14 protein-coding genes are annotated in these 17,721 nt (G+C 66.9%); 9 read left to right on the plus strand and 5 right to left on the minus strand.

Annotated features, from left to right (window positions below):
- Positions 1 to 14: 14 nt before the first annotated feature.
- Both GYB81_RS15605 and GYB81_RS15610 read right to left on the minus strand, forming a co-directional pair.
- Positions 15 to 911 carry a LysR family transcriptional regulator gene (locus GYB81_RS15605; protein WP_161865117.1) on the minus strand — a complete coding sequence of 299 codons (897 nt, stop codon included), beginning with the start codon at positions 909 to 911 and terminating at the stop codon, positions 15 to 17.
- Positions 912 to 931: 20 nt separating this feature from the next.
- Positions 932 to 2,845 carry a DEAD/DEAH box helicase gene (locus tag GYB81_RS15610; protein ID WP_161865116.1) on the minus strand — a complete coding sequence of 638 codons (1,914 nt, stop codon included), beginning with the start codon at positions 2,843 to 2,845 and terminating at the stop codon, positions 932 to 934.
- A 148-nt stretch (positions 2,846 to 2,993) separates the two neighbouring features.
- On the opposite strand from GYB81_RS15610, the gene GYB81_RS15615 reads away from it, so the two are divergent.
- Positions 2,994 to 3,887 (plus strand): DMT family transporter, encoded by an 894-nt coding sequence (locus tag GYB81_RS15615; protein ID WP_161865115.1) that lies wholly within the window; start codon positions 2,994 to 2,996, stop codon positions 3,885 to 3,887.
- Positions 3,888 to 3,922: 35 nt separating this feature from the next.
- Here GYB81_RS15615 and mnmC read toward each other — a convergent pair whose 3' ends face one another.
- Positions 3,923 to 5,884: a bifunctional tRNA (5-methylaminomethyl-2-thiouridine)(34)-methyltransferase MnmC2/FAD-dependent 5-carboxymethylaminomethyl-2-thiouridine(34) oxidoreductase MnmC1 gene (gene mnmC / locus GYB81_RS15620; RefSeq protein ID WP_161865114.1), complete on the minus strand. Its 1,962-nt coding sequence runs from the start codon at positions 5,882 to 5,884 to the stop codon at positions 3,923 to 3,925.
- Between the two features lie 145 nt (positions 5,885 to 6,029).
- Here mnmC and pap point away from each other — a divergent pair, with 145 nt between their 5' ends.
- From pap to GYB81_RS15660, 8 genes are all read left to right on the plus strand, one after another.
- Positions 6,030 to 7,517 (plus strand): polyphosphate:AMP phosphotransferase, encoded by a 1,488-nt coding sequence (gene pap / locus GYB81_RS15625; RefSeq protein WP_161865113.1) that lies wholly within the window; start codon positions 6,030 to 6,032, stop codon positions 7,515 to 7,517.
- Positions 7,518 to 7,796: 279 nt separating this feature from the next.
- Positions 7,797 to 8,984, plus strand: coding sequence for a thiolase family protein (locus GYB81_RS15630; protein ID WP_161865112.1), 1,188 nt, complete (start codon positions 7,797 to 7,799; stop codon positions 8,982 to 8,984).
- A gap of 103 nt (positions 8,985 to 9,087) precedes the next feature.
- Positions 9,088 to 9,708: a LysE family translocator gene (locus GYB81_RS15635; RefSeq protein ID WP_161865111.1), complete on the plus strand. Its 621-nt coding sequence runs from the start codon at positions 9,088 to 9,090 to the stop codon at positions 9,706 to 9,708.
- A gap of 43 nt (positions 9,709 to 9,751) precedes the next feature.
- Positions 9,752 to 10,675: a LysR family transcriptional regulator gene (locus GYB81_RS15640; RefSeq protein WP_161865110.1), complete on the plus strand. Its 924-nt coding sequence runs from the start codon at positions 9,752 to 9,754 to the stop codon at positions 10,673 to 10,675.
- Positions 10,672 to 11,562 (plus strand): LysR family transcriptional regulator, encoded by an 891-nt coding sequence (locus GYB81_RS15645; RefSeq protein WP_161865109.1) that lies wholly within the window; start codon positions 10,672 to 10,674, stop codon positions 11,560 to 11,562. The genes GYB81_RS15640 and GYB81_RS15645 overlap by 4 nt, the downstream gene beginning before the upstream one ends.
- A 137-nt stretch (positions 11,563 to 11,699) precedes the next feature.
- On the plus strand, positions 11,700 to 12,326 hold the full coding sequence (locus tag GYB81_RS15650) for a glutathione S-transferase family protein (RefSeq protein WP_161865108.1): 627 nt from the start codon (positions 11,700 to 11,702) through the stop codon (positions 12,324 to 12,326).
- Positions 12,327 to 12,379: 53 nt separating this feature from the next.
- On the plus strand, positions 12,380 to 14,425 hold the full coding sequence (locus tag GYB81_RS15655) for a pyridoxamine 5'-phosphate oxidase family protein (RefSeq protein WP_161865107.1): 2,046 nt from the start codon (positions 12,380 to 12,382) through the stop codon (positions 14,423 to 14,425).
- Positions 14,426 to 14,736: 311 nt separating this feature from the next.
- A complete protein-coding gene (locus tag GYB81_RS15660) occupies positions 14,737 to 15,408 on the plus strand; it encodes an FMN-dependent NADH-azoreductase (RefSeq protein ID WP_161865106.1) in 672 nt (223 codons plus the stop codon).
- Here GYB81_RS15660 and GYB81_RS15665 read toward each other — a convergent pair.
- Positions 15,400 to 16,287, minus strand: coding sequence for a LysR substrate-binding domain-containing protein (locus GYB81_RS15665; protein ID WP_161865105.1), 888 nt, complete (start codon positions 16,285 to 16,287; stop codon positions 15,400 to 15,402). The genes GYB81_RS15660 and GYB81_RS15665 overlap by 9 nt on opposite strands.
- Positions 16,288 to 16,397: 110 nt before the next feature.
- Positions 16,398 to 17,633: an NADH:flavin oxidoreductase/NADH oxidase family protein gene (locus GYB81_RS15670; RefSeq protein WP_161865104.1), complete on the minus strand. Its 1,236-nt coding sequence runs from the start codon at positions 17,631 to 17,633 to the stop codon at positions 16,398 to 16,400.
- Between the last annotated feature and the right edge of the window lie 88 nt (positions 17,634 to 17,721).

Consider the following 17,721-nt stretch of genomic DNA (forward strand, 5'->3'; position numbering starts at 1 on the left):
TGTTGCGCAATGGATCACTCCAGCACCCTTTGCAGAAAGGCCGTGAATGCAGCGATGCGTTTTGAGCCCCGATGATTGGGCAGATACAGCAAGTGGATGGCACCGTCATGCGGGCCTGGAGCGACCTCGTGCTCGGGCAGCAGGCGCAGCAGTTGGCCGCTGGCGACGTCCTCGCGTACCAGCCAGTCGGCCAGCAGCGCCACGCCCTGACCGGCCAGCGCCGCCTGGCGCAGGATGTCGGCGTTATTGCTGAGCAGACGGCCGGTTACCGGAACCTGAAGCAGTTCGCCGTCCTGCTCGAAGCGCCAGTAGCGGGTCGGGCTACCGTAATCGAACTGCAGGCAGGCATGAGTCTGCAGCGCCTCGGGATGCTCGATGGCAGGTGAGCGCGCCAGGTACTGCGGGCTCGCCACCAGCCAGCGGCGAAAGCTGCCGACCCGCTGGCTGACCACGTCGTCGCTGGTGATCGAGGAACCCAGGCGCAAGGCAAGGTCGATGCGCTGACTGAGCAGGTCGACGACCTCGTCGGTGACGCGCAGGGTCACTTCCAGCTGTGGGTGCCGCTCGAGCAACTCACCCAGGCGCGGGGCGATCAGCCGACGGGCGAACTCCACCGGAACGCTTACGGCTAGCCGACCGCGCACTTCACCGTCGCTATCGGCCACCGCAGCGTCGGCTTCGTCCAACGCTTCGAGTATGGCCAGGGCGCGCTCGAAGTAGTCGCGCCCAGCCTCGCTGACGCTGATCTGCCGTGTATTGCGGTTGAGCAGTACGCAGCCCAGCTCCTGCTCCAGGGCGTTGACCGCGCGGGTCACCGACGAGGTGGCCAGCCCCAGTTGCCGCGCCGCGGCGGAAAAACCACCGCAGCGAACGGTGGCGACGAAGGTGCGCAGAGCCAGCAGTTTGTCCATGGGAATGCCTGAAGTGCCGATCAGCCTGAAGCTTGCGCGATTGGCCGGCTCGCTGCCAAGCACTGCGTGGCGCCCTGGGCCTTGCGCGTGTACCACAAGACCCGACTCACGCCGCGGGTGATGGCCACGTAGGCCAGGCGCCGGGCTTCTTCCTGCATGGCCTGGTCGTAGCTGCCGGCAAAGAAGCCGCATTGAGCGTAGAGCGCGTTGCGCAGCGGGTGTTTCTCTACCGGCAGGCAGTCGTCGAGGATGATCGCCACCTCGGCCTGCAGGCCCTTGGCGCGGTGGATGGTCAGCGCCTTGACCGGCAGCGCCTTGTCCAGTTGTGCGCGCACCTGCTGCAACGGCTCGTTGCGCCGGCTGAGCAGCAGCACGGCGGTGCGGTCGGCGCCGGGGCGGCTGGCGACATGGGCGCATTGCGCGCGTATCTCTTCGAGCAAGCGCGGCAGGCCGTTGGCCAGGTCGAAGCGCTGGATCAGCTTCACGCCATGGTCGCCCGGTTGCATGGCCCTGGCCGCGATGCAGGTCTTGGGTTGCTTGTTCGTTACCTCCGCCAGCACTTTCTCGCCATCGCGGATCACCGGTTCGATGCTGCGATAGTTGGTGCCCAGCAGCAGGGTGGTGCTCTTGCCGCGTCCGCGACTGGGGAAGTGGCGGTCGAAATCGATGAACAGCTCCGGCGAGCTGCCGCGCCAGCCGTAGATCGATTGCCAGTCGTCGCCGATGGCCATCAGGCTGATGCGTTCGCCCGTGGCGTGCAGGCGACGGTGCACGGCCTGGAGCCACAGCACGATCTGCGGCGAGATGTCCTGGAATTCGTCGATCAGCAGGTGGCTCAGTGCGAGCAGGGCGGGGCCGCATTTGCCGCCGTCGCTGCTCAGTCGCTCGCTCAGCTGGGCGAACGCACCGTTGAAGCTGGTCAGCCCCTGGCTATACAGCAGGGCGCTGAAATGCTGGTGGAAACGCTGCATGGCCTCGATGAAATCGCGCTCGCGGGGGCCGCAGCCCAGCGCTTTCACGTCCAGGCGGTCGAGGCGAATGCCCAGGCTCTCGGCGAAGTCGATCTGCCCGTGCAGCAGCTCGAACAGCGGCAGAGCGGCGAACTCGCCGGGCAGCTTGCAGGCATCCAGCGGCGCCTTGGCCTTGCCTTGTGGCGGCTCCTCGGGTGCTGGCAGCTTGAGCAGGCGGTGAGTCAGGGCGCGAAAGCGCGCATCGCCTGCATAGGCGTTCTGGTAGGCCTGCTTGAGCAGGCGCTGTTGCGCGGGGCGCAGGCGCGTGCCTGCGAGCGGGTTGTCCGGTTCGTCGCCGGGCTCGTCCAGTTGCTCGAACCAGCGCGGGTTGCCCAGGCTTTCCTTGGCCAGCGTCGCCATGGCGGCGTGAAAGGTGCGTACGCACTGGCGCGCGTCGTGCGGGTAGTGCCAGAAGTCGAGCAGGCGTTGCAGGCGCTCGCGCAGCTCGTGGCAGGAGGCGTTGGTGAAGGAGATCACCGTCAGGCGTTTCGGCTCGATCTCCAGGTGGAAGAGCAGGAACACCACGCGCAGCACCAGGGTGCTCGACTTGCCCGAGCCGGCGCCGGCGAAGATGCGCGCCAGCGGGGCGCGGCAGAGAATCATCGCCCACTGCTCCTCCGATGGTGCGCCGATCAGCCCGGCGCTTACCGCCTCGGCCACGCGCTCGCGCATGGCCTTTACCTGGGCATCTTCGATCTTCAGTCGGGCGGCGGGGTAGATGCCGGCGGGGCCAGGCTTGCCGCTGGGGGCCTTGCGGCTGCCGGCCTTCTTGTTGCCGGTGGACTTCTTCTTGTTCTGTTTGCGGAAGGGCTTGCGTGGCTGCGCAGCTTCGCGCTCGGCGCGCAGGTAGGCGGTGGTGCGGGGGAAGTAACGAGCGAGGGCGCTGGACAGCAGTTGTTTGTAGCGCGCGACGGCAGAAAGCATGCGGAGGTGATGACCTGGCTGGCAAAACGGGAATGATAAGCCCTGGGGCGCGATGGCAGACAAGGGTGGCCCTTCGATAAATGCGCAACTTTGTGCAAGCGCCCGGTGCGTACGGGTTTCAGACTGGAGTCAGTTTTCGGAGGACGCCATGAACCTGTCGCTTTACCTGCTGACCGTACTGATCTGGGGCACCACCTGGATCGCCATCAAACTGCAGATGGGCGAGGTGGCCGTAGCCGCCTCCATCGCTTATCGTTTCGCGCTGGCCTCGGCCGTGCTGTTTGCCATGCTCTGGTTCAGCGGCCGCCTGCAGCGGCTGGATCGCCGTGGGCAGGGCATCTGCATGGTGCAGGGGCTGTGCCTGTTCTGCCTCAACTTCCTGTGTTTCTACACCGCCAGCCAATGGATACCCAGCGGCCTGATCGCGGTGATCTTCTCCACCGCGACCTTGTGGAATGCGATCAATGCGCGGCTGTTCTTCAAGCAGCGCATCGCTGCCAACGTGCTGCTCGGCGGCGCGCTGGGGCTGGCCGGCCTTGGCCTGCTGTTCTGGCCTGAACTGGCCGGGCACGAGGCCAGCCGCGAAAGCCTGCTGGGCATCGGCCTGGCGCTGTGCGGCACGCTGTTCTTCTCTGCCGGCAACATGCTTTCCAGCCTGCAGCAGAAGGCCGGGCTCAAGCCGCTGACCACCAACGCCTGGGGCATGCTCTACGGCGCGCTGATGCTGGTGGGCATCTGCCTGGTCAGCGGCACGCCGTTCGCCTTCGAATGGAACGCGCGCTATGTTGGCTCGCTGTTGTACCTGGCCATTCCGGGGTCGGTGATCGGCTTTACCGCCTACCTGACGCTGGTCGGGCGCATGGGCCCGGAGCGCGCCGCCTACTGTACGGTGTTGTTCCCGGTGGTGGCGCTGAACATTTCGGTGTTCGCCGAGGGCTATCAATGGACGGCCCCGGCGCTGCTTGGCCTGGGCCTGGTGATGCTGGGCAACGTGCTGGTGTTTCGCAAGCCCAAGCCGGTACTCGCCGAGGCCAGGGCGTAATCGCGCGGTCGTTTCGGTGCGCACTGCGCACCGTATCAGCTACCGCGAATCAGCTTGCGCAGCATAAAGCGGTTGGGATGGCTGGCCTCGGCCACCTCGCGCGGCACCGGCAGCGGCTCGTCCTCCAGCCAGGCGGCGATCAGCTCGCCCGATAGCGGCGCGGTGATCAGCCCGCGCGAGCCATGGCCGCTATTGATATACAGGCCCTCCAGCCAGGGGCAGGGCGTTTCCGGCACCTGGCGGGCGTCCTTGGCCAGCACGGCGTACGCCTCGGCGAAGGCTTGGCCAGCGGCCAGCGGGCCCACCAGCGGCAGGTAGTCCGGGCTGGTACAGCGAAACGCGGCGCGGCCCTGCAGCGTCGCCGGATCGAGCGTCTGCGTATCCAGGCGCTCGGCCAGGTCCTGAGAAATCTCCCGCAGCAGCTCTAGGTTGCCGGCGTGCTCGGCCACGCTGGGCGCGAGATCGTCGCTGTGGAAATCGAAGCTGGCGCCCAGGGTGTGTTCGCCGTCGCGCGCAGGGGCGACGTAGCCTTCGGCGCAGACCACGGTACGCAGCGCGCGGCTGGACTCGCTGGCCGGCAGACGGCTGATCTGCCCGCGGATGCGCTTGAGCGGCAGATTCGCCTCCGGCAGCAGGCGGCCGATCTCGGCGGCGCAGGCCAGGACCAGCACCGGCGCCTCGGCCAGCACGCCGTTCTGTCCTTCGATGCACCAGCGCTCTTGCTGACGACTGAGGCTCAGCGCCTCCTGATAGGGGCGCAATTCGATCAGCGGGTGCTGCACCAGTTGCCGGCACAGCGCTGGCGGGTGCACCCAGCCGGCATCCGGGTAGAACAGGCCGCCGGCTGGCAGGCCGATGCCGGCACGATCCTCGGCTTCGGTCTGGGGCAACGCGTGCAGCAGGTCGCCGGGGAAGGCTGCGGCCAGTTTGTTCTGACGCTCGGCTTCCTTGGCGTCGAAGGCCAGTTGCAGCACGCCGCAGGCATCCCAGTCGACGCCGCGCTGCAGGCGTTCGAGCAGGCGGCGGGTATGGCCGAAACCGGCGACGATCAGCCGCGACAGCGCCGTACCATGGGCCGACAATTTCAGATAGAGCACGCCCTGGGGGTTGCCCGATGCTTCGCGGGCGACATCGTCATGGCGCTCCAGCAGGGTCACGCGCCAGCCGCGTGCGGCCAGGCTGGCGGCGGTGCCGCAACCGGCCAGGCCGGCGCCGATCACCACCGCGTGGCGTGCGTCGGCTGTCTGCGTCGGGCGCGAGAACCAGGGCGCCGTGTGCTGCATCTGCTGCGCCTGGAAGGGGCCGGCCAGCATCTCGCGCTTGTGGCCGAAGCCCTTGACTCGCACCACGGCAAAGCCCGCCGCGATCAGCCCGCGACGAACGAAACCGGCACTGGTGAAGGTGGCCAGCGTGGCGCCGGGCGCCGACAGTCTTGCCAGTTCGGTGAACAGTTCCTCTGTCCACATCTCCGGGTTCTTCGCCGGGGCGAAACCGTCGAGGAACCAGGCATCGACCTTGGCGTCCAGCTGCGGCAGGCATTCGAGCACGTCGCCGACCATCAGCGTCAGCACCACGCGGCCGCCGTCGAGCAGCAGGCGCTGAAAGCCGGGATGGATGGCGCGGTACTGCGCCACCAGCTGCTCGGCGTAGGACGCAAGCTCCGGCCACAGGGCCAGGGCGCGCTGCAGGTCCGTCTGGGTCAGGGGGAATTTCTCCACGCTGACGAAGTGCAGCCGCGCATCGCACGGAGCATGCTCGGCGAAGGCTTGCCAGGCGCAGAGAAAATTGAGTCCGGTACCGAAGCCGGTTTCGCCGATCACCAGGCGCCCGCCGGCCGGCAGGGCCTGGCAGCGTTCGACGATCTGGTTGTGAGCGAGGAAGACGTGACGGGTTTCCTCCAGGCCGTTGGCGCGGGAGAAGTACACGTCGCCATAGCTGCGCGACAGCGGCTGGCCGCGTTCGTCCCAGTCGAGCTGGGCGTTGAGGGTTTCGGACATGGTTGCATCCCGATCAAACAGGCGCCGATTCTAACCGCTGCGCATGCGCTTTACCCGGCGCAGGTCAATCCGTGGCGAGCTGCCGCCAGGCAAAGTCGCGGCCAATCCATTACGCTTTAACGATCATTCCAGGGAGGTTTTCTGCATGTTCGAATCCGCCGAGATCGGCCGCAGTATCGACAAGGCCACCTTCGAGGCCGAAGAGCCGGCGCTGCGTGAGGCGCTGCTGGAAGCGCAGTACGAGCTCAGGCAGCAGGCGCGCTTTCCGGTGATCGTGCTGATCAACGGCATCGAAGGCGCCGGCAAGGGCGAAACGGTCAAGCTGCTCAATGAGTGGATGGACCCGCGGCTGATCCAGGTCAGTACCTTCGATCTACAGACCGACGAGGAGCTGGCGCGGCCGCCGGCCTGGCGCTACTGGCGGCAGCTGCCGCCCAAGGGGCGCATCGGCGTGTTCTTCGGCAACTGGTACAGCCAGATGTTGCAGGGGCGCGTGCATGGACGTTTCAAGGATGCCGTACTGGACCAGGCCATCGACGGCGCCGAGCGCCTGGAACGCATGCTCTGCGATGAAGGCGCGCTGATCTTCAAGTTCTGGTTCCATCTGTCCAAGAAGCACATGAAAGCGCGCCTGGAAGCGCTCAAGGATGACCCTCTGCACAGCTGGCGCATCAGCCCGCTGGACTGGCAGCAATCAAAGACCTACGACAAATTCGTCCACTATGGCGAGCGCATACTGCGCCGCACCAGTCGCGACTACGCACCCTGGTACGTGGTCGAGGGCGTCGACCACTATTACCGCAGCCTTACCGTCGGCCGCATTCTGCTCGAGGGTCTGCAGGCGGCGCTGGCCAACCCTCAGCGGTCGAAGTTGCAACCGCATGCTGCCCCGCTGGCCTCCAGTCTGGAGAACCGTGGTCTGCTGGCCAGCCTGGACATGACCCAGGCGCTGGCCAAGGACGACTACAAGGAGCAGCTGGCCACCGAGCAGGCGCGCCTTTCCGGCCTGATGCGCGACAAGCGCATGCGCAAGCACGCGCTGATCGCCGTGTTCGAGGGCAACGACGCCGCCGGCAAGGGCGGCGCCATCCGTCGCGTCACCGGCGCGCTCGACCCGCGCCAGTACCGCATCGTGCCGGTGGCGGCGCCGACCGAGGAAGAGCGCGCCCAGCCCTACCTCTGGCGCTTCTGGCGGCACATTCCAGCGCGCGGCAAGTTCACCATCTTCGACCGCAGTTGGTACGGACGCGTATTGGTGGAGCGGGTCGAAAGCTTTTGCAGCCAGGCCGACTGGCTGCGTGCCTATGGCGAAATCAACGACTTCGAGGAGCAACTGATCAACGCCGGGGTGATCCTGGTGAAGTTCTGGCTGGCCATCGACCAGCAGACGCAGCTGGAGCGCTTCAAGGAGCGCGAGCAGATCCCGTTCAAGCGCTTCAAGATCACCGAAGAAGACTGGCGCAATCGCGACAAGTGGGACGATTACGCTGATGCGGTAGGGGACATGGTCGACCGCACCAGCACCGAGATCGCGCCCTGGACGCTGATCGAGGCCAACGACAAGCGCTTCGCCCGGGTCAAGGTGCTGCGCACCATCAACGAGGCCATCGAGGCGGCGTTCGCCAAGGATTGAAGCTTCACTCGCGGCTGAAGCGGAATGCCGCCCGGCCGCTTCCGCAGGCTGCAATGGGTTTCTGCTTTGATCGCGGCTGAAGCCGCTCCTACGGACGGGTGTACCTTCTGTAGGAGCGGCTTCAGCCGCGATGCTTTTGTTTCGTTCCCGGTGGCCCCGGATTGCATCCGGGCTATATCCTGCATCGACCCGTATACGCCAGATCAATGATGGTCGCGCCCAGCTATGGGCTGGATTTATCTTCCCGCCATTCGCCATCCAATAACAACGAGGTGCGTCATGCGTGAAGTGGTGATCGTCGACAGCGTGCGGACTGGCCTGGCCAAGTCCTTCCGCGGCAAGTTCAATATGACCCGGCCGGACGACATGGCCGCCCACTGCGTCGATGCGCTGCTGGTGCGCAATGGCATCGATCCGGCGCTGGTGGACGACTGCATCGTCGGCGCCGGTTCCAACGAGGGCGCGCAGGGCATGAACATCGGCCGCAACGTCGCCGTGCTGTCGCGCCTGGGCAATCCAGTGGCGGGCATGACGCTGAACCGCTTCTGCTCCTCGGGCCTGCAGGCCATCGCCATTGCCGCCAACCAGGTGGCATCCGGCTGCAGCGACATCATCGTCGCCGGTGGCGTCGAGTCCATCACCATGACCCTGAAAAGCATGAACATGGACAACCTGTTCAACCCGCTGCTGCAGCAGGACAACCCCGGCATCTACTACCCCATGGGCAAGACCGCCGAGATCGTCGCCAACCGCTACGGCATCAGCCGCGAGGCCCAGGACGCCTACGCCCTGCAGAGCCAGCAGCGCACCGCGCGCGCCCAGGCCGAAGGCCTGTTCGCCGACGAGATCGTGCCGATGGCGGTGAAGTACCAGGTGGAAGACAAGGCCACCGGCGAGAAGAAGATTCTCGACGGCGTGGTCGAGGCCGACGACTGCAACCGCCCGGATACCACCCTCGAATCCCTGGCCAAGCTGCAGCCGGCGTTCGACCCGGCCGGTAGCGTCACCGCCGGCAACGCCTCGCAGCTGTCCGACGGCGCCTCCATGACCCTGGTGATGAGCCTGGAGAAAGCGCTGGAGCTGGGACTCAAACCCAAGGCGTACTTCCGCGGCTTCACCGTGGCCGGCTGCGAGCCGGACGAAATGGGCATCGGCCCGGTGTTCTCGGTGCCCAAGCTGCTCAAGGCCAAGGGCCTGACGGTCGACGATATCGATCTGTGGGAGCTCAACGAGGCCTTCGCCTCGCAGTGCCTGTACTGCCGCGACAAGCTCGAGATCGACAACGAGAAATACAACGTCAACGGCGGCTCCATCTCCATCGGCCACCCGTTCGGCATGACCGGCTCGCGTCAGGTCGGTCATCTGGTGCGCGAGCTGCAGCGCCGCGAGCTGCGCTACGGCATCGTCACCATGTGCGTCGGCGGCGGCATGGGCGCCACGGGGCTGTTCGAGGCCTATCGCGGTTAAGCGACGGCGGGCACGTCGTGCGCCCCGGACGGTTTTTCCGGTACGCGCGGCGCACCCGCAGCTCTGTCTATAATCGGCGCCTGCTCAGACGGAGCCTGCGCCGATGCCCTTTGCCGAAAACCTCATCGCCTTCACCCTGGCGGCCACCTTGCTGACCCTTACCCCGGGCATCGACACCGCGCTGGTACTGCGCACCGCGGCGGTCGAAGGCCGGCGACAGGCGTTTCGCGCGGCGCTGGGCATCAATGTCGGCTGCCTGATCTGGGGCGCTGCCGTGGCCTTCGGCCTGGGCGCGCTGCTGGCGGTGTCCGAGTTCGGCTACAACCTGCTCAAGTACTGCGGCGCGGCTTATCTGGCCTGGCTCGGGCTGAACATGCTGCTGCGCCCGCGCAACTCCCTGGCGCCGGCGAAGGCCGGCGGCCGGCCCGGCGCCAACTGGTTCCTGCGCGGCCTGCTGGGCAACGTGCTCAATCCCAAGGTGGGCATTTTCTACCTGTCCTTTCTGCCGCAGTTCATCCCGCTGGGGCAGCCGCTGATCGCCTGGACATTCGGCCTGGTGGGCATCCACGTGGCGCTCAGCCTGGTCTGGGCGGCGCTGCTGATCGGCGCCACCCAGCCGCTCGGTCGCTGGTTGCGGCGCGAAGTGGTGATCAGGTGGATGGATCGCAGCACGGGGCTGATCTTCCTGCTGTTCGCCGCGCGCCTGGCATTGAGCAGACGCTGAGGCATTATCCTGTGCCCTCGCGGCAACGAAACGGGCGGTGACGATGGATCGGTTTCAGGAAATGAAGGTGCTGCTGGCCGTGACCGAGGCCGAGAGCTTCGCCGGCGGCGCCAAGCTGCTAGGCATCTCGCCGCCCAGCGTGACCCGCGCCGTCGCGGCACTGGAAGCGCGCCTCGGCACGCTGCTGCTGGCGCGCAATACCCGCAGCCTGCGCCTGACCGAAGCCGGCCAGCGTTATGTCGAGGACTGCCGGCGCATCCTGCTGGAGCTGGAAGAAGCCGAGGAGCTGGCCGCCGGTGGCAGCGTGCGACCGCGTGGCAGGCTTACCGTGACCGCGCCGGTGATGTTCGGCGAGCTGTTCCTGATTCCGCGCATCACCCAGTACCTCGACCGCTACCCGGACGTGGAGATCAATGCGCTGCTGGTCGACCGCGTGGTGAACATGATGGAGGAGGGCGTCGACGTTGCCGTGCGCATCGGTTCGCTGCCCGAAGGTGAACACCAGGCGTTGCAGGTCGGGCAGATTCGCCCGGTGGTCTGCGCCGCGCCGGCCTTCCTCGACCGCGTCGGGCGGCCACAGCATCCGCATGAAGTGCGCGATGCGCCCATCGTCATGTCCAGCGCCAGCGGTCTGCTCAGCCATTGGCAGTTCGTCGGCGCCGACGGCGTGTTCGGCTTCACCCCCACGCCGCGCTTGACCGTCAGCTCCAACCAGGCGGCGATCAGCGCCGCGCGCCTGGGCTGGGGCTATACCCGCGTGCTGTCCTACCAGGTGGCCGCCGCAGTGGCGCGCGGCGAGATCGAGTTGGTGCTCGAGGCCTTCGAACCGCCGGCCTTGCCGGTGCATATCATTCATCAGGGCGGTCGCCAGGTTTCGGCCAAGGTACGTACCTTCGTCGATCACTGCGCCGCGAGCTTTCGTGCCGACCCGGCGCTGCGCGCGGCTGGCGCACCGTCCACGCCATGAGCCAGCACCGCGAAATGCAGGTGTTCCTCGTCGTGGCACAGGCGGGCAGCCTGGCGGCGGCTGCCAGGACGCTGCAGCTGTCGCAGGCCACGGTGATGCGCACCATCGCCAGCCTGGAGCAGCGTCTGGACTGCACCCTGCTGCTGCGCGGGCCGCGCGGGGTTAGCCTGAGCGCGGCGGGTACCGCTTTCGCCGATAGTTGCCAGCGCATCCTGCAGCGGGTGGAGGAGGCCGAGCAGTCGGTGACGGGGCTGCATGCCAGCCCGGCCGGGCAGTTGACCCTGGCCCTGCCGCTGTTGATGACGCATCAGGTGCTGGCGCCCATCGCCGTCGATTACCTGGCGGCCTTTCCCGAGGTGAGCCTGGCTACCCTGGCGCGCGAGGAGCTGCCGAGGCTGCTGGAGGAGGGCATCGACCTGGCGCTGGTGGTCGGCCACCTGCCCAGTTCGTCCGGTTTCGCCGTACCGCTGGGGCAGGTGCGCCCGCTGATCTGTGCGGCACCAGCCTATCTGCAGTGCTGGGGCCGACCGGCCAGCCCGGACGCCTTGGCCGCGCACCGCACCATTGCCACCTCCTCGACCGGCCATGCCGGCGAATGGCGCTTTGCCGACAGGGTGGTGAAGCTTGCGCCACAGCTGACCTGCAGCACGCCGCAGGCGTCCATTCGCGCGGCGCTCGCCGGCTTCGGGCTGACCCGCTGCCTGAGTTACGAAGCCCATCATGAGTTGCAGGCGGGGCAATTGCTGGCCGTGCTCGAGGATTTCGCCGCGCCGCCCTTGCCGGTGCAGCTGTATTACCGCGAAGGGCGCCGGGCGGCCGCGCGGGTACGCAGCTTCCTCGACTTTGCCGTGCCGCGGCTGCGCGCCCACCCGGCCTTTCAGGTCTGAGGTCATTGCAGAAAGTGAAATAGTGGATTGCCTTGAGTGGGGATTCTTCTCCAGGTTGGATGGGGCGAAGATGACCCCATCGTCGCGAAGCCCGGTTCTCTCGCGGAGACCAACCCCACTCTCAAGGAGTCATCGCCATGTCCCGTCCCGCCATCAAGCTGTACAACTTTCCCCGCTCCGGCCATGCCCACCGCGCCGAGCTGATGCTGTCGCTGCTGCAGCTGCCCACCGAGCTGATCTTCGTCGATCTGGCCAAGGGCGCGCACAAGACGCCGGAGTTCCTCGCCCTCAACCCCTTCGGCCAGGTGCCGGTGATCGATGACGGTGGCACCATCGTCGCCGACTCCAACGCCATCCTCGTCTACCTGGCCAAGCGCTACGGCAATGACTACTGGCTGCCGCAGGAGCCCGCCGCTGCTGCCCGTGTGCAGCGCTGGTTGTCCGTGGCGGCCGGTCCGGTGGCCTTCGGCCCTGCCGCCGCGCGCCTGGTTACCGTTTTCGGTGCCTCGTTCAACACCGAAGAAGTGATCAACCGCGCCCATGCGCTGTTCACCGTGATGGAGGGCGAGCTGAGCGACACCCCCTTCCTGACCGGCGACAAGCCGAGCATCGCCGATGTCGCCAACTACTCGTACATCGCCCATGCGCCGGAGGGCAACGTGTCGCTGGAGCCCTACCCGAACATCCGCGCCTGGCTGGCTCGCATCGAGGCGCTGCCGGGTTTCGTGCCGATGCCGCGTACCGCTGCCGGACTGCAAGCCTGAGTCGCTGACCGCCGCCGGGATCGCCCGGCGGCCGCTTTCGTGGAGGGCAGAACATGCAACAGCTTCCCAGCCATCGGCACTCGCCCTGGCATGCCGGTGAAAAGCAACTGCAGGAAAAGGTCGGTGTCGCCGAACGCATGGAAGTGCTCGGACAGAAGGTGATCCGCGACTACATGCCGGATCAGCATCGCGACTTCTACCGGCAACTGCCCTTCATGATCGCCGGCGCCGTGGATGCTGCCGGCCAGCCCTGGGCCACCCTGATCGAAGGCGAGGAGGGCTTCGTTACCTCGCCCGACCCGCGTCAGTTGTCGTTCGATCTGGCCGCCATGGCGCTCGATCCGCTGGATCCGGCCACCAGTGGACTGCATGCGGGCGATGCCATCGGCCTGCTCGGCATCGAGCTGCACACGCGGCGGCGCAATCGCATCAACGGGCATATCCGCCAGGCCTCGGCGCAGCGCCTGGACATCGATGTGGAGCATTCCTTCGGCAACTGCCCGCAGTACATCCAGCTGCGCCAGTACCGCCGTGTGCACCAGCGTGGCGTCGAGCGCTTGGACGCGACCGAGCTGGATGCGCGCAGCGCCGAGATGATCGGCAGCGCCGATACCTTTTTCGTCGCCAGCTACGTCGAGCACGACGATGGCCGCCGTTCGGTGGACGTCTCGCACCGTGGCGGGCGCGCCGGCTTCGTACGGGTGCAGGGCAATCGCCTGACCATTCCCGACTACGCCGGCAACCTGCACTTCAATACCCTGGGCAACCTCAGCGTCAATCCGCGTGCCGGGCTGCTGTTCGTCGACTTCGCCACGGGCGACGTGCTGCAGTTGGCCGGCCGCGCCGAGATCATCCTCGACAGCCCGCTGATTCAGGCCTTCGAAGGCGCCGAGCGGCTGTGGACCTTCGACGTCGAGCAGGTGGTGCTGCGCCCGGCGGCGGCTTCGCTGCGCTGGGCCTTCGAAGAATATGCACCGACCAGCCTGATGACCGGCACCTGGGCAGAGACCGATGCGCGCCTGCGCGAGCGTGAGCAGCGCAACCAGTGGCAGCGCTGGCGTGTGCAGAGTGTGCAGCAGGAAAGCAGCGATATCCGCTCCTTCGTGCTGGCGCCGGAGCAGGGCGCCGCACCGAGTTTCGCCGCCGGTCAGCACCTGCCGATTCGCATCACCACCGCCAGCGGTGAGACCCTGCTGCGCACCTACAGCCTGTCCAGCGCGCCGTCGGATGGTGTCCTGCGTATCAGCGTCAAGGCGCAGGGCGTGGTGTCGCGGCATCTGCACGAGCAGGTTCGGGTGGGCGATGTGCTGGACGTGCGTGCGCCGCTGGGCAGCTTCACTCTGAACAGCGAAAGCCGCCGGCCGCTGGTGCTGATCGGCGCCGGCGTCGGTATCACGCCGCTGCTGTCGATGCTGCGTGAACAGGTGGCGCTGGGGCAGGGCAGGCGCATGCATTTCTTCCAGGGTGCACGCACGCTGCGTGATCTGCCGTTCCAGGCCGAGCTGCGCGAGCTGGTGCAGCGCGCGGGCGGTCTGCTGCAGGTGCACCGCGCTCTCAGTGCGCCGGAGGCGGACGCTGTTGTGGGCCGCGACTACGAGCAGCAGGGGCGCATCGACCTGGCGCAGATCAAGGCGGCGCTGTCGTTCGATGACTACGACTTCTACCTGTGTGGCCCGGCCGCCTTTACCCAGGCGATCTACGATGGCCTGCGCGATCTCAATGTCGCCGATGAGCGCATCCACGCCGAGGCGTTCGGCCCCTCGACGCTCACGCGTCGTACCGATGGCCAGGTGACGGCCCTCGAGCAGCCGCCCGCCGCGAGCGAACCGGTGCCGGTGTACTTCAGCGCTTCGAGCAAGGAGGCGCGCTGGACGCCGGACAGCGGCAGCCTGCTGGAGCTGGCGGAAAGCCGTGGCCTGACGCCCGAGTTCAGTTGCCGCGGCGGTTCCTGCGGCACCTGCAAGACGCGCCTGGTCAGCGGCCAGGTGCACTACCCCAATCCGCCGGCCGAGCTGCCGGATGATGGCGGCGTGCTGATCTGCTGCGCGGTGCCGGCAAAAGGCGAGGAAGGCGTACAACCGCTGGTGTTGGAATTGTGAGAGGGCATGAGATGAACGCACAGGCACCGATTCCCCACGTGTGGCCCGATGTCGAGCGGGCCAGAGCGGAGCACGCGCAGCAGCCATGCCCGGAGCTGGAGTTCGGCTATCTGGCGCCACAACTGCTCGGTTCGCCGGGTGTTCGATGTCTGTCGTCGGCCGAGAGTGGCTCGACAGCGCGGGGCCCGGCCATGCCGTTGAGTTTTTCTTGAACAGGCTCAAGGAAAGGTCAATGGCCTGCGCGGGTAACGCTGTGGCCCAATCGATCGCGTTACCTGGTCACAGTGACCGGGCCTGATTGGAGAAACCACATGACCACTCTTCTGCACCTCGATGCCAGCGTTCGCGGTGAGCGCTCCCTGAGCCGCAAGCTGTCCAGGGCTTTCGTCCAGGCCTGGCGGGACGGCGATGCGCAAGCGCAGGTGATCGAACGCGATGTCGGGCGCAATCCACCACCCTTCATCAACGAGGCCTGGATCGCAGCGGCCTTCACCGCACCGGAAAAGCGTTCGGCGGCGCAGCACGAAGCGCTGCGCATCTCGGACGAGCTGATCGACGAGGTCGAACGTGCCGAGGTGATCGTGCTGGGTACGCCGATGTACAACTACGGCATGCCGGCTGCGCTCAAGGCGTGGTTCGATCAGATCATTCGCGTCAACAAGACCTTCACCTTCGATCTGGCACGCGGTGACTTCCCGCTGCAGCCGATCATGGCCGACAAGACTCTGGTCATTCTCACGTCGCGCGGCGAGTTCGGTTTCGCCCCTGGTGGCGTGCGTGAACACATGAACCACCTGGAGACGCATATCCAGACCTGCGCGCACTACCTGGGCGTGGCCCGCTCACAGGTTGTCGCCATCGATTACCAGGAGTTCGGCGATGCTCGCCACCAGGAGTCGATCGCCGGGGCGTTCGAGCGTGCGTCCGGCCTGGCCGCCCAGTTGATCGACCTGCATGGCACGCCGCTGCGTGCGTCAGCCTGAGCGGGTCGCCTCGTCCTGCAGCCAGGTTCTGAACAGGTGCAGGCTGCGGCGTGCCTGGGTGGGCTGCAGTTCCACCAGACGGTAGGCGAAGCCGGGCAGGGCGGGGCCCAGCAGGCGCTGCACACGGCCGTCGCGCAGCGCTTCGTCGATCAGCACGCTGCTGCACAGCAAGGGCCCAAGGCCACGTTCGAGTGCCTGCAAGGCCAGGGTCTCCTCGCTGTACCAGGAGATGTTGAAGCTTTCCGTCGCGCCCACCTGAGCCAGCCAGGTCGGCCAGGCCGGGGACTCCAGGCGTGGGTTCTTCCATTTGAAGGCCAGCAGCGGCCGGCCGGAGAAGTCCTGGATCCTGGTCTGCCGATCGGTCGGGCAGATGGCGCTGGCGGCCACTGCGATGAAGCTGTCCTCGAACAGTATCTGCTCGTTCGGGGCGTTTTCCGCTGGCCCGTAACGAATGGCCAGATCGATATTCTCGGCGCGCAGGTCGGCCAGCTTCTCCGAGGCATGCACGTGCACGATGATGTTCGGGTGAATCTCGTTGAAACGCCCCAGGCGCGGCATCAGCCAGCGTTCGGCAAACGCACGCGTGGTCGATAGCTGAATGGCGTCGCCTTCGGCCGGCGGGCCGATCAGGGCGAAGGCCTGGGCGATCTGGTCAAAGCCGTCGCGCAGCAGCGGATAGAGGGTATGCCCCACTGGCGTCAGCCGTACCTGGCGGCCGCGCTCCAGCAGCTTCTGGCCCAGGCCTTCTTCAAGCTGGCGTACCTGGTGGCTGACCGCCGCCACGGTGACGCACAGCTCGTTGGCCGCGGCAGAAAAACTCTGATGCCGCGCGACCGCCTCGAATGCCCGAACGGAGTTCAGTGGGGGAATTCTGCGCATGATGCCTTCGCTCCTGGTGCGCCTGTCGCTGGGCGATGGCAGCAAGTGTGGAGCGGCACTATAACCCGGCACGCGTCAACTGGGCCGGCAGGGCAGCGGCGCCGAGCGGATTACTCCAGCACGCGCCGCGCCATCCTGCGTCGGTACTGGCGGGTGCGCAGGGCGTCGCTCAGCTGCTGGCGCAGCAGCGCCCAGAGCGGCGATACCGCAGGCCGGGTTTGCCGGCCCTGGCTCAGCTTGCGCAGCTGATACTTCACCACTGCCATGTTGGCCAGCGAAGCCAGCACCTTGTTGCCCCAGGTGATCGGCGGCAGTTGCGGGGCGCTGTTCTGGCCGCGCTGCCAGTCGCGCGGCAGGTTCGGCTCGATGGACAGGGCCGTGCCGATGCCCACCATCTCGATGCCGCTGGCCAGCACCTGCTCGGCAACGGGCGGACGGCGGATGCCGCCGGTGACCATCAGCGGCATGCTCGCCACCGCGCGAATCTCTCGGGCGAATTCCAGGAAGTAGGCCTCGCGCGCCAGGGTCCGGCCGTCGCGCGCCTGGCCCTGCATGGCCGGCGCCTCGTAGCTGCCACCGGATAGCTCGACCAGATCGACATTCAGCCCGCCCAGCAGGCGCACCACCTGCTGGGCGTCGTCGGCGCTGAAACCGCCGCGCTGGAAATCCGCCGAGTTCAGCTTGACCGCCACGGCGAAGCCTGGCGCCACGGCGGCACGCACCGCCTTGACGATCTCCAGCAGAAGGCGTGCGCGGTTTTCCAGCGAGCCGCCCCACTGGTCGCTGCGCTGGTTGGTCAGCGGTGAGAGGAACTGGCTGAGCAGGTAGCCATGTGCGGCGTGGATCTGCACCCCGCTGAAACCGGCCTGTTCGCTCAGGCGAGCGGTCTGGGTGAAGCGTGCGATCACCTCTTCGATCATCGCCGGGGTCATCGCCTGCGGCGTGGCGAAACGCTTGGACAGGTTTCCCAGCTCCAGCGCCACTGCCGAGGGCGCCCAGGTCGGCTGGCCCAGGTTGGCCTGCATCTGCCGGCCGGGATGGTTGAGCTGCAACCAGAACTGCGCGCCCTGGGCGCGGCCGATACGGGCCCAGCGCTCGAACCGGGCCAGCTGCGTGGCGTCTTCCAGCACCACGCCACCGGGACCGGTCATGGCACGGCTGTCGACCATCACGTTGCCGGAGATCAGCAGGCCGGCACCGCCCTCTGCCCACGCCCGATAGAGGCGCATCAGATGCTCGGACGGCGCATGCTCGGCGTCCGCCATGTTCTCCTCCATCGCCGCCTTGGCGATGCGGTTGGGGATGATCGAGCCATTGGGCAGGGCAAGGGGGTCGAACAGGGTCATGGGGGCTTCCTCGGCTGAAGACGCGCTGACCTTAACTTTAAAGTTCACTTTAATGTCAACGGGCGTTTGTGCTCGCTTCGGCGTGTTA

Origin of the sequence: Pseudomonas yangonensis (genome assembly GCF_009932725.1) — a bacterium.
Classification (GTDB): Bacteria; Pseudomonadota; Gammaproteobacteria; order Pseudomonadales; family Pseudomonadaceae; genus Aquipseudomonas; species Aquipseudomonas yangonensis.